At 68.9% G+C, this 12,171-nt stretch carries 10 protein-coding genes and 1 pseudogene; 7 read left to right on the forward strand and 4 right to left on the reverse strand.

Annotated elements, in window-relative coordinates; translation table 11 throughout:
- Positions 1-19 precede the first annotated feature (19 nt).
- The 6 genes from QCZ28_RS19455 (at position 20) to polA (ending at position 7,838) form a co-directional block, all read left to right on the forward strand.
- Positions 20-1,171 (forward strand): branched-chain amino acid ABC transporter substrate-binding protein, encoded by a 1,152-nt coding sequence (locus tag QCZ28_RS19455; RefSeq protein WP_279517992.1) that lies wholly within the window; start codon positions 20-22, stop codon positions 1,169-1,171.
- A 67-nt stretch (positions 1,172-1,238) separates the two neighbouring features.
- Complete coding sequence (locus QCZ28_RS19460) at positions 1,239-2,222, forward strand: branched-chain amino acid ABC transporter permease (protein WP_279517993.1); 984 nt, start codon at positions 1,239-1,241, stop codon at positions 2,220-2,222.
- Positions 2,219-3,376, forward strand: coding sequence for a branched-chain amino acid ABC transporter permease (locus QCZ28_RS19465; protein ID WP_279517994.1), 1,158 nt, complete (start codon positions 2,219-2,221; stop codon positions 3,374-3,376). Before QCZ28_RS19460 ends, QCZ28_RS19465 begins: the two co-directional genes overlap by 4 nt.
- Complete coding sequence (locus QCZ28_RS19470; RefSeq protein ID WP_279517995.1) at positions 3,369-4,310, forward strand: ABC transporter ATP-binding protein; 942 nt, start codon at positions 3,369-3,371, stop codon at positions 4,308-4,310. Before QCZ28_RS19465 ends, QCZ28_RS19470 begins: the two co-directional genes overlap by 8 nt.
- A complete protein-coding gene (locus QCZ28_RS19475; protein WP_030334337.1) occupies positions 4,297-5,010 on the forward strand; it encodes an ABC transporter ATP-binding protein in 714 nt (237 codons plus the stop codon). Before QCZ28_RS19470 ends, QCZ28_RS19475 begins: the two co-directional genes overlap by 14 nt.
- A 128-nt stretch (positions 5,011-5,138) precedes the next feature.
- A complete protein-coding gene (gene polA, locus QCZ28_RS19480; protein ID WP_279517996.1) occupies positions 5,139-7,838 on the forward strand; it encodes a DNA polymerase I in 2,700 nt (899 codons plus the stop codon).
- A 251-nt stretch (positions 7,839-8,089) separates the two neighbouring features.
- Here the strand turns inward: polA and QCZ28_RS19485 are convergent.
- The 4 genes and pseudogenes from QCZ28_RS19485 to QCZ28_RS19500 all read right to left on the reverse strand — a co-directional run.
- Positions 8,090-8,434, reverse strand: a pseudogene (locus QCZ28_RS19485) (DUF3140 domain-containing protein); the annotation flags it as partial.
- Positions 8,421-8,639, reverse strand: a complete 219-nt coding sequence (locus QCZ28_RS19490; protein WP_210857899.1) for a DUF2945 domain-containing protein — start codon at positions 8,637-8,639, stop codon at positions 8,421-8,423. The gene QCZ28_RS19490 and the pseudogene QCZ28_RS19485, both read right to left, overlap by 14 nt.
- 36 nt (positions 8,640-8,675) lie before the next feature.
- Positions 8,676-9,278, reverse strand: a complete 603-nt coding sequence (locus QCZ28_RS19495; RefSeq protein WP_279517997.1) for a Uma2 family endonuclease — start codon at positions 9,276-9,278, stop codon at positions 8,676-8,678.
- Between the two features lie 57 nt (positions 9,279-9,335).
- Positions 9,336-10,142, reverse strand: a complete 807-nt coding sequence (locus QCZ28_RS19500; RefSeq protein WP_279517998.1) for a class I SAM-dependent methyltransferase — start codon at positions 10,140-10,142, stop codon at positions 9,336-9,338.
- A gap of 439 nt (positions 10,143-10,581) precedes the next feature.
- Between QCZ28_RS19500 and rpsA the strand changes: the two genes are divergently transcribed.
- Complete coding sequence (gene rpsA, locus QCZ28_RS19505) at positions 10,582-12,093, forward strand: 30S ribosomal protein S1 (RefSeq protein WP_279517999.1); 1,512 nt, start codon at positions 10,582-10,584, stop codon at positions 12,091-12,093.
- The last annotated feature ends 78 nt before the right edge of the window (positions 12,094-12,171 follow it).

Here is a 12,171-nt window from a genome sequence, read left to right on the forward strand (position 1 = left end):
TCGAGGAGGTCAGGAAGCCGTGAGGCGAAGCTATGTACGGGCGCTGGGCACCGTAGCGCTCGCCGCGACCCTGGTGGTCGCGGCTGGTTGCCAGGATTCCGGTGGCGGCGACGGTGGGACCGCGTCGGGCGACTGCGGTGGCAAGATCGCGATCTTCGGCGCGTTCACCGGCGACAACGCGGGTCTGGTGATCCCGTCGTTGAACGGCGCGAAGCTGGCCGTGAAGCAGTTCAACGCGGCGAACCCGGACTGCAAGGTCACCATGCAGGAGTTCGACACCCAGGGTGACCCCGCGGTGGCGACCCCGTTCGCGAACCAGATCGCTGGGGACAACTCGTTCCTCGGTGTCATCGGTGGTCACTTCTCCGGTGAGTCGGACGCCACGATGCCGATCTACCAGGCCGCCGGCCTGGCGATGGTCAGCCCGTCGGCGACCCGCACCGACCTGACCCAGAAGGGCAACACGTCCTTCTACCGCGTGGTCGGCAACGACGGCACGCAGGCCGGCGCCGTGGCCAGCTACCTGAAGACCCAGAACGCGCAGAAGGTCTTCATGGTCGATGACGCCAGCGCCTACGGTGCCGGTATCACCGACGAGCTGGGCAAGCAGCTCGGCCCGCTGGTCGTGAACAAGGACAAGATCCAGGAGCGGCAGGCGCAGTTCGACGCCACCATCTCCAAGATCAAGGCCGCTCAGGCCGACTTCGTCTTCTACGGCGGTTACACCCGTGAGGCCGCTCCGCTGGTGAAGCAGATGCGTGCCGCCGGTGTCCAGGCCAAGTTCGTCGGCCCGGACGGTCTCTACGACACCGCGTTCCCGAAGGGTGCCTCCGGCGGTGCCGAGGGCGCGATCATCACCTGCCCGTGCCTCCCGGCCGACAAGGCCGGCGGCACCTTCTCCGCCGACTACCAGAAGGAGTACGGCATCCCGCCGGGCTCCTACGGTGCTGAGGGCTTCGACGGCGCGCAGATCTACCTGGACGCCTTCAAGGCTGGCAAGAAGAGCCGGGCGGACATCCTGGCGTTCGTGAAGTCGTACGACAAGCAGGGTGTGTCGAAGTACATCAAGTTCGACTCGAAGGGTGACGTCGACCCGAGCAAGGTCGTCATCTGGGCCTACCAGATCAAGGGCGAGGCCATCGAAGCGCTGCAGGAGCTCAAGCTCAGCTGACGCCCCACGCAATGGAGTGCGGCCGGGGTGTCTCACCCCGGCCGCACTCGATTCAAGGAGACCCCCGGTGCATTTCGATGAACTGATCGGCCATCTCGGCCAGCACACGGTCGATGGCCTTTCCAAGGGCGCCATCTATGCCCTGATCGCCCTTGGCTACACCCTCGTCTACGGCGTCCTTCGCCTTATCAACTTTGCGCACTCCGAGGTGTTCATGGTCGGTACCTTCGCGGTGCTGATCCTGTGGAACCAGCTCGGTGTGGAAAATAACCCGCCGGTCGGCCAGGCGATTCTGTTCCTGGTGCTCGGTCTGATCGTCGCGGCGGTCGCCTCCGGCGGTACGGCCCTGGCGCTCGAACGGGTCGCGTACCGGCCGCTGCGGCGCAAGAACGCGCCCCCGCTGATCTTCCTGATCACCGCGATCGGTCTGTCACTGGTCTTCGTGGAGCTGTTCGGTCAGGTGCTGCCCGAGTTGCTCGGCGGCGCGTTGCCGGATGTGTTCGGCCGGCCCCGGCAGATCGTCGGTATGCCGACGATCATCCAGCAGGAGACCCTGTTCACCATCGGCAACACCGCGATCACGAACATCCAGCTGATCGTCTTCGTGGCGGCCGTGGCGATGATGGCGGTGCTCGACTGGTTCATCAACCGCACCCGGTACGGCCGGGGTGTGCGTGCGGTGGCCCAGAACCCGGAGACCGCCGCGCTGATGGGCGTCAACCAGGAGCGCGTGATCATGCTGATCTTCGTGCTCGGTGGCATCATGGCCGGCGCCGCCGCCCTGCTGTGGAGCATGCGGTTCGGCTTCACCCAGAACAGCATCGGCTTCGTGCTCGGTCTGAAGGCGTTCACGGCCGCAGTGCTCGGTGGTATCGGCAACCTGCGCGGCGCGCTGCTGGGTGGTCTCTTCCTGGGCATCGTCGAGGTTTACGGCGCGACGCTCTTCGCGTCCAACTGGGAGGACGTCATCGCCTTCGTGGTGCTGATCGTGGTGCTGATGTTCCGGCCCACCGGCCTGTTGGGTGAGTCGCTCGGGAGGGCCCGCGCATGATCGACAAGATTCGCTCCGCAGACCGCCGCCGGGTCGGCATGCTGACCTCCATCGGCGACCGCTGGCGGGCGCTGACGAAGTGGCAGCAGGCCCTCGGGCTCGCCGCCTTCGTGGCGATCCTCTACTACCTGCCCCTGCTCGGCATCCCGGGTCTGACCTGGTTGCGTACCGACTCGATCGAGGGCGGCAACAACTGGGCGGGCGTGCTCTTCGTCTGCGCCATCTACGTGCTGGTCGCGATCGGTCTGAACGTGGTGGTCGGCCTCGCCGGCCTGCTCGACCTGGGCTACATCGGCTTCTTCGCCATCGGGGCGTACAGCGTGGCGCTGTTCGGTTCGGTGAACTCGCCGGTGGTGAAGTGGATCCAGCAGGAGTTCGACCTGCCGCCGACCTGGGCGGTGACCTGGGCGATCTGCCTGTTCATCGCGATCGTGCTGACGATGATCTCCGGGGTGCTGCTGGGCTGGCCGACGCTGCGGCTGCGCGGTGACTACCTGGCCATCGTGACGCTGGGCTTCGGCGAGATCATCCGCATCGTGGCCCGTAACGCCACCGGTCTGACCAACGGCCCGGTCGGCATCTCGGCCATCCCCGGCCCTGAGGGTGCGCCGTCGCCGGACAACAAGGTCTTCGGTCTGATCGACGCGAAGCCCTGGTACTGGTTGGCGATCACGTTCGTGCTGATCATGGTGTTCCTGGTCCGGCGGCTGGAGCACAGCCGGGTCGGCCGGGCGTGGTTGGCGGTGCGGGAGGACGAGGACGCCGCCGCGGTGATGGGCGTCTACCCGTTCAAGTTCAAGCTCTGGGCGTTCGCCATCGGCGCTGCGCTCGGTGGCCTGTCCGGCTTCCTGTTCGGCAGCCGCAACGCGTTCATCGACCCGACCCAGTTCAACGCGAACCTGTCCATCCTGTTCGTGGCGATGGTGGTCGTCGGTGGCTCCGGCAACATGGTCGGCGTCTCGCTCGGCGCGGTGCTGCTGGCGTACCTGCCGGAGCGGTTCCGGGACTTCGCCGACTACCGGTGGCTGGTGTTCGGTCTGGCCATGGTGCTGGTGATGATCCTGCGTCCACAGGGTCTGATCCCGAGCCGGCGGCGTGCCCGCGAGTTGAAGGACCGCGCGGCAGAGGCAGAGGAGGCGCCCGCTCATGTCTGACCAGACCACCAGCACGTCCGCGCCGAAGATCCCGGCTCAGGCCGGACCTCGGTCGGTGCTGCTCGAAGTCGACGACGTCACGCTCCGCTTCGGCGGGGTGGTCGCCCTCGACAAGATCAATTTTCAGATCTACGAGGGCGAGATCCTCGGCCTCATCGGGCCGAACGGGGCTGGCAAGACCACCAGCTTCAACGTGATGACCGGGGTCTACAAGCCGACCTCCGGCGCGGTTCGGTTCCGTGGCCAGAAGGTCACCGGCCGTAAGCCGCACCAGATCAGCCAGCTGGGCATCTCCCGGACGTTCCAGAACATCCGGCTCTTCCCGGAGATGACGGCGCTCGAGAACGTCATGGTCGGGACCGACTCCCGGCACAAGACGAGCGTGCCCGGTGCGCTGTTCCGGCTCTACCGGGTGCGGCCCAAGCCGGAGGAGCTGCCGCAGGTCACCGCCGCGTCCGGGATCGTCCGGGCCTGGCAGCAGCTGCGGCTGTCGGCGGCCAAGGTCTTCGGCCTGTCCCGGCACATCCTGGAGGAGCGGGCGGCCGAGGCCAAGGCGCTGGAGTTGCTGCGCTTCGTCGGCATCGCCGACCGGGCCAACGACGAGGCGCGCAACCTGCCGTACGGCTACCAGCGTCGGTTGGAGATCGCCCGCGCGTTGGCCACCGAGCCGAAGCTGATCTGCCTGGACGAGCCGGCCGCCGGCTTCAACCCGGCGGAGAAGGAGGAGCTCCTCACCCTGATCCGCAACATCCGTGGCATGGGCCTGACCGTCCTGCTCATCGAGCACGACATGCGGCTGGTCATGGGTGTCACCGACCGGATCGTGGTGCTGGAGTTCGGCCGCAAGATCGCCGAGGGTGCGCCCGCGGAGGTCAGCCGCGATCCGAAGGTGATCGCCGCGTACCTGGGGGAGCCCGCCGATGACGCTGCTTGAGCTGGAGAACGTCGCCGTCGCGTACGGCCGGATCGAGGCGCTGCACGGGATCAGCCTCACCGTGAACGAGGGTGAGGTGGTGGCCCTGATCGGCGCGAACGGCGCCGGCAAGACCACCACCATGCGGGCCATCTCCGGGACCCGGTCGCTGGCCGCCGGGAAGATCACGTTCAACGGCGAGGACATCAGCAAGCTCCGGGCCGACCTGCGGGTGGTCCGGGGGCTGTGCCAGTCGCCGGAGGGACGGCAGATCTTCCCGGGTATGACGGTCATGGAGAACCTGGACATGGGGGCGTACACCCGGCGGGACTCCGCCGGCATCGCCGCCGACCTGGACCGGGTGCTGACCCTCTTCCCGCGGCTGGCCGAGCGCCGCAAGCAGGCCGGTGGCACCCTCTCCGGCGGTGAGCAGCAGATGCTCGCTGTCGGCCGGGCGCTGATGAGCCGACCGAAGCTGCTGCTGCTCGACGAGCCGTCGATGGGGCTGGCCCCGCTGGTGATCCGGCAGATCTTCGACATCATCACCGAGATCAACCAGCAGGGCACCACGATCCTGCTGGTGGAGCAGAACGCCCAGCAGGCGCTGTCGCGGGCACACCGCGGTTACGTGCTGGAGACCGGTCGGATCGTGAAGGAGGGGTCCGGTCAGGACCTGCTGCACGACCCGTCGGTCAAGGAGGCGTACCTCGGCGTGGCCTGAGCCACCCGAGCCGGCGGCCGGTCATCCCCTCGCGGGGGTGGCCGGCCGTCGGCGTTCGGGTCGGCAGTCGTCGCGGCACCCCGTGCCGAAGGTCGGGGATGTCGGTGCGACGGACTAGAGTCGCTGCCGTGACAGCTACGACACCGCGCCTGCTTCTCGTCGACGGACATTCCATGGCATACCGGGCCTTCTTCGCCCTGCCCGTGGAAAACTTCTCCACCACGACGGGTCAGCCGACCAACGCGGTGTACGGCTTCACCTCGATGCTGATCAACGTGTTGCGCGACGAGCAGCCCACCCACATCGTGGTGGCCTTCGACGTCTCCCGCCGGTCCTTCCGCACCGACAGGTACGCGGAGTACAAGGCCGGCCGCAGCGAGACCCCGACCGACTTCAAGGGCCAGGTCAGCCTGGTCAAGGAGGTCCTGGCCGCGCTGCAGATCCCGGTGGTCGAGAAGGAGGGCTTCGAGGCCGACGACGTCATCGCCACGCTTGCCTGCCAGGCCCGCGACCAGGGCATGTCGGTGCTCATCAGCAGCGGCGACCGCGACGCGTTCCAACTGGTCGACGATCAGATCACCGTCCTCTACCCGCGCAAGGGCGTCTCCGACCTGGCCCGGATGGACCCGGCCGCGATCGAGGCGAAGTACGGCGTCCCGCCTCAGCAGTACCGGGACCTCGCCGCGCTGGTCGGCGAGACCAGCGACAACCTGCCCGGCATCCCGGGCGTCGGCCCGAAGACCGCCGCCAAGTGGATCACCACGTACGGCGGGGTGGAGGGCGTGATCGCCCGGGCCGACGAGATCAAGGGCAAGGCCGGCGACAGCCTGCGGGAGCGGCTCGCCGACGTGATCCGCAACTACGAGATCAACCGACTCGTCTCCGACCTGGAGCTGCCGCTGCTCCCCGAGGACACCCGCTGGACGGGTTGGGACCGCGAGGCGGTGCACCAGGTCTTCGACACCCTGGAGTTCCGCATCCTGCGCGACCGCCTCTACCAGTACCTGGAGGCGGTCGAGCCGGAGGCCGAGTCCGGCTTCGACCTGGCCGGCGAGGTGCTCACCGAGCCCGGCGCGCTGGCCGGGTGGCTGAGCACGCACGTCCCGACCGGCACCCCGGTCGGGTTGGCGGTCAAACTCGACACCGGCCCCAACCGCCGGCACACCGCCTCGATCACCGGTCTCGCGCTGGCCACCGCCGGTGGCGCGGCGGCCTGGGTCGACCCGGCGCAGCTCGACCCGACCGACGAGGCCGCCCTGGCCGGCTGGTTGGCCGACGCGCAGCGCCCCAAGGTCCTGCACGACAGCAAGCCGGCCGTGCTGGCCTGCGCCGCGCACGGCTGGCAGCTCACCGGCATCGTCCGCGACACCCAGATCGCCGCCTACCTGGCCCGGCCCGACCAGCGCTCCTACGACCTGACCGACCTGGCGCTGCGCTACCTGCACCGGGAGCTGCGGGTGGACGTCCCGGAGTCCGGCCAGCTCACCCTCGACGGCCTCGGTGACGAAGGGGTGGTCGAGCAGAACCTGATGCTGCAGGCCCGGGCCACCCTCGACCTGGCCGACGCGATCGACGCCGAGCTGTCCCGCGACGGCGAGCAGTCCGCCCGGCTCATGGCGGGCGTGGAGCTGCCGTTGATGCGGGTGCTGGCCACCATGGAGAGCACCGGCATCGCCGCCGACACCGACTACCTCTCCGAGTTGGAGGCCCACTTCGCCGCCGAGGTGAAGGCCGCCGCGCAGGGCGCGTACGAGGCGGTGGGCCGGGAGTTCAACCTCGGCTCGCCCAAGCAGCTGCAGGAGATCCTCTTCACCGAGCTGGGCCTGCCCAAGACCAAGAAGATCAAGACGGGTTACACCACCGACGCCGACGCCCTGCAGTGGCTCTACGCGCAGCAGCCGCACCCGGTGCTGGCCCACCTGCTGCGCCACCGGGACGTGGCCAAGCTCAAGTCGACAGTCGACGGTCTGCTCAAGTCGGTCTCCGACGACGGCCGGATCCACACCACCTTCAACCAGACAGTGGCGGCCACCGGCCGGCTCTCCTCCACCGAGCCCAACCTGCAGAACATCCCGATCCGCACCGAGGAGGGCCGCCGCATCCGGCGGGCGTTCGTGGTGGGGGAGGGCTACGAGAGTCTGCTCACCGCCGACTACAGCCAGATCGAGATGCGCATCATGGCGCACCTCAGCTCGGACGACGCCCTGATCGACGCGTTCAACTCCGGCGCCGACTTCCACGCCGCCACCGCCTCGTCGGTCTTCGGGGTGCCGCTCGACGCTGTCACCCCCGACCAGCGCCGCAAGATCAAGGCCATGAACTACGGCCTGGCGTACGGGCTCAGCGCCTTCGGCCTGTCCCAACAGCTCAGCATCAGCACCGAAGAGGCGCGCGGGTTGATGGAGAACTACTTCGCCGGCTTCGGCGGGGTGCGCGACTACCTTCAGCAGGTGGTCGCCCGGGCCCGCCAGGACGGCTACACCTCCACCATCCTGGGCCGGCGCCGCTACCTGCCCGACCTGGTCAGCGACAACCGGCAGCGGCGTGACATCGCCGAGCGGATGGCGCTCAACGCCCCCATCCAGGGCTCCGCCGCCGACATCATCAAGGTGGCGATGCTGCACGTCGACACCGCGATCCGCGAGGCCGGGCTGCGCTCACGGATGCTCCTGCAGGTGCACGACGAGCTGGTCTTCGAAGTCGCGCCGGGTGAGCGGGAGGCGTTGGAGGCACTGGTCCGGCGGGAGATGGGCGAGGCGTACCCGCTGTCGGTGCCGCTGGAGGTGTCGGTCGGCCTGGGCCGGGACTGGAACAGCGCTGATCACTGATCGTCTGGTTGGTTCTTGCGGGCTGCCCCGGAACCCCTGACCAGGTCGCTGTGGTCGCGTCGCTGTCCCGTCGGCTGTCGGCCACCTGGCCGGGCCGTCCGCCGTCGCGTCTGGGTGCCCGCCGCGCAACTTCGGGGAAAGTGCTGGATCGTGCCGTTCTGAGGCAGCAACTTCGCCGATGTTGTGCGGATCTTGAGACGGGTGCCCTGAATCTCGTGATGGCTCGTCCCGTGGGAGGGCTCGGTCCGCTACTTCAGCGGGTCGTGGCCCCAGTTCATGAGAGACCAGCGCCACTTGGTGTCGCGGACGTCGCCGGAGGGGCGCTGCGCCATGTGGCGGCGTACGTAACCGACCACCTTGCGCATGTGCTTGTAGTCGCCGTCGGACAGGTCACCCCGTTTGCGCCGGAGCAGGTTGATGATCTTTCGGCCGGACTCGTGCCCGACGGACTCGCCGCCACCAGCGTGACCGCCCTTGTGCCAGCCGACCTGCTTCGACTCGTCAGTCTCCAGCCACGTGGACAGCTCGCCGGGCTTCATGTTCACCGCCTCGGTGAACTCCCGGTAGGTGTCCCGGCCGTCGTCACTTCTGCTCATGGCGCAGCGCCTCCGGTCGATGGGCCACGTCGCGGCCCGTGCCGTCACTGCGGACCCGGTACTGCGGGTCGTCGGGGGCCGCGTTCACCGCCCGCCCGCGGATCCGCGTCCGCTCGGTGATCGTGCCCTGCACCACGCCGTACGCGCGGCTGCCGTGGGCCGACCAGGAGACACGGTCGCCCTGGTGGAATCTCTGTTCGGCCATGGCCCTCGGCTACCCGACCCGGCCGGGGCGAAACGACTACGGGGTGATCTCGGCGACCGGCAGTTTGATGTCGAACGGCTCGGCCAGCTCGATCACGTCGGCGCCGTCGGCGACCAGCTCGTACTGCCGCTCACCGCCCGGACCCACCCGGTCGCCGATCCGGTACGCGTAGACGTGCAGCGGGTTCTGCTCGATCCGCCAGTAGAACGGGATGCCGGCGGCGGCGTACTCCCCGGGCTTCGCGAACCTGTCGATCCGTCGCGTGCCCGGCGAAACAATCTCCACGGCGAGCACGACGTCCGCCGGCCGCAGTGTGGACCGGTTGGACGGGATCTCCGCACGGCAGAGCAGCACGTCCGGCTGCCGGCTGGTGTTGGGGCTGAGCCCGACGCCGATGGCCTGGCTCACCCGCAGGTGAGCCGGCGCATGCCTGTGGAGCCACAGACGCAGCAGGAATGAGATGTCTTGATGGCCCAGGGTGGGGGAGGGTGTCACCTGGATAACTCCGTCGACGAGTTCGACGCGGGGGGCGTCGTCCGGCAGGGCGAGCAGGTCCTCCAGCGTGTAGTCGGCACGCTGCTGCCGCATCGGATCCGGACACCAGGGGCCAGGTGGTGTCGGGATGGGCTCGGCGCTCATGGAGTCGAGCCTACCGGCGATCGATGGATCCCAGGTCGGACCGCGGGTGCGACGCGCTCACCCGGCCGGCTTCTCGGCGACGAAGATGGCGGTGCCGGGGAAGAGCCGTCCGCGCAGCGGGCTCCACTGCCCCCAGATCTCCTCGTGTCCCTCCGGCCACTCCGGCTCCACCAGGTCGAGCAGCCGGAACCCGGCGCCGACCAGTTCCCGGATCCGGTCGCCGAGGGTGCGGTGCTGCTCGACGTAGGTGGCCACCCCGTTCTCGTCCTGCTCCACATAGGGGGAGCGGTCGAAGTACGAGTGCACCGCCGTCAGCCCGCCCTCGCCGGGGTCGTCGAGGAAGATCCACCGCATCGGGTGGGTCACCGAGAACACCCACCGGCCGCCCGGGCGCAGCACCCGGTGCACCTCGGCGAACAGCGTCGCCGAGTCGTCCACGAACGGGATCGCGCCGAACGCGGTGCAGGCGACGTCGAACGACCGGTCGGCGAACGGCAGGGCGAGCGCGTCGGCCTGCACCAGCGGTACGCGTACCCCGGTGCGGTCGGCGGCCGTGGCGGCGTGCCGCAACATGCCGGCGGACAGGTCGAAGGCGACCGGCCGGGCGCCCTGGGTGGCGAGCCAGCGGGCGGCGGCCGCGGCGCCGGCGCCCACCTCCAGCACCCGTCGCCCCGACACGTCGCCGAGCAGCCGCGCGTCGGCCTCGCGCAGGCCCTCGGGGCACCAGACGAAGTCCACGTCGCCGAGGAACGCGCCGTGTTCGGCCTGGTAGTCGTCGGCGTCGGTGTCCCACCAGCCGCGGTTGGCGCGCCGCGCCTCGGCGTCACCCACCCGGCGCCGGGTGACCCGGCTGTCGTCATCCACGCGCCCACGCTAGGCCCCACCCGCTCGATTGGGTACGACGGCGCGTCGGAGATCTCGGTGACCGGCTCGCCGTCGGCGGCGGGGCGCGTCGGCCCGGCAGTCCCGGGTCGATCAGGCGCGGCGGCGACGAGGCGTACGGGGCTGCTGTGACGCAGGAGACAGCAGGGGTGTTTTCCGGGCGATTGTTCGGCTTTCGCAGGTCATCGTGTGGAGAGAACCCGGGAGGGCTTGCACGCTGTGGTAATGCGCACGGTAGGCTAGACGATGCGCTCGCGGATCGCGTTGCCTCGGCAGGGAGCAGGTGCGCGGTCGACGGAGCCACATCATGATCTCACTAGGCGATCGTTCGGTGTGCCCGGCGACGGATCCGCTGGCGCGAACAGGTCACTGCGACACACCAGCCTGCTGTGACAACCCACCGACCGGAGCAACCGCCCACATGACGAGCAGCATCGAGGCCCCCTCGAGCGCCACCCGGGTCACCCACGACGATCTCGGTTCCGAGGAGGCTTTCCTCGCCGCGATCGACGAGACCATCAAGTACTTCAACGACGGCGACATTGTCGAAGGCACCGTCGTCAAGGTCGATCGGGACGAGGTCCTGCTCGACATCGGCTACAAGACCGAGGGTGTCATCCCCTCTCGGGAGTTGTCGATCAAGCACGACGTGGACCCGGCCGAGGTTGTGACGGTTGGCGACCACATCGAGGCCCTGGTCCTCCAGAAGGAGGACAAGGAGGGTCGTCTGATCCTCTCCAAGAAGCGGGCGCAGTACGAGCGGGCCTGGGGCACGATCGAGAAGATCAAGGACGAGGACGGCGTCGTCCGCGGTTCGGTCATCGAGGTGGTCAAGGGCGGCCTCATCCTCGACATCGGGCTGCGCGGCTTCCTGCCCGCGTCCCTGGTCGAGATGCGTCGCGTGCGCGACCTGCAGCCGTACGTCGGGCGGGAGCTCGAGGCCAAGATCATCGAGCTGGACAAGAACCGCAACAACGTGGTCCTGTCCCGCCGGGCCTGGCTGGAGCAGACGCAGTCCGAGGTGCGCACCGAGTTCCTCAACAAGCTGCAGAAGGGCCAGGTCCGCAAGGGCGTCGTGTCCTCGATCGTCAACTTCGGTGCCTTCGTGGACCTGGGCGGCGTCGACGGCCTGGTGCACGTCTCCGAGCTGTCCTGGAAGCACATCGACCACCCGTCCGAGGTCGTCGAGGTGGGCCAGGAGGTCGAGGTCGAGGTCCTGGACGTCGACCTGGACCGCGAGCGCGTCTCGCTGTCGCTGAAGGCGACCCAGGAGGACCCGTGGCGGCAGTTCGCCCGCACCCACGCGATCCAGCAGATCGTGCCGGGTAAGGTCACCAAGCTGGTTCCGTTCGGTGCGTTCGTCCGCGTGGACGACGGCATCGAGGGTCTGGTCCACATCTCCGAGCTGGCCGAGCGCCACGTGGAGATCCCGGAGCAGGTCGTCCAGGTCGGCTCCGAGGTCATGGTCAAGGTCATCGACATCGACCTGGAGCGTCGTCGGATCTCGCTGTCGCTCAAGCAGGCCAACGAGGGCTTCGTCGAGGGCGAGGAGCACTTCGACCCGACCCTCTACGGCATGGCCGCGACGTACGACACCGAGGGCAACTACATCTACCCGGAGGGCTTCGACCCGGAGACGGGCGAGTGGCTCGAGGGGTACGACAAGCAGCGCGAAACCTGGGAGAACCAGTACGCCGAGGCTCGTCAGCGCTGGGAGGCCCACACCAAGCAGGTGCAGACCTCTCGGGCCGCCGACGCCGAGGCTGCCGCCAACCCGACTCCGGTCGTCCCGGCCGCTGGCGGCGGCGGTGGCGGTGGCACCACCTCTTCGTCCAGCCCGGCCCCGAGCCGGCAGGCCGAGGAGCCGGCCGGCACCCTGGCCACCGACGAGGCGCTCGCCGCACTGCGGGAGAAGCTCGCCGGCGGTAAGTGACCCGCTGAACGACGACGGGCCCCGTCCCCGCGATCTCCGGATCGCTGGGGGCGGGGCCCTCGCCGTACCTGCCGTACG

It is taken from the genome of Micromonospora sp. DH14, assembly GCF_029809455.1.
GTDB classification, from domain to species: Bacteria; Actinomycetota; Actinomycetes; order Mycobacteriales; family Micromonosporaceae; genus Micromonospora; species Micromonospora parva.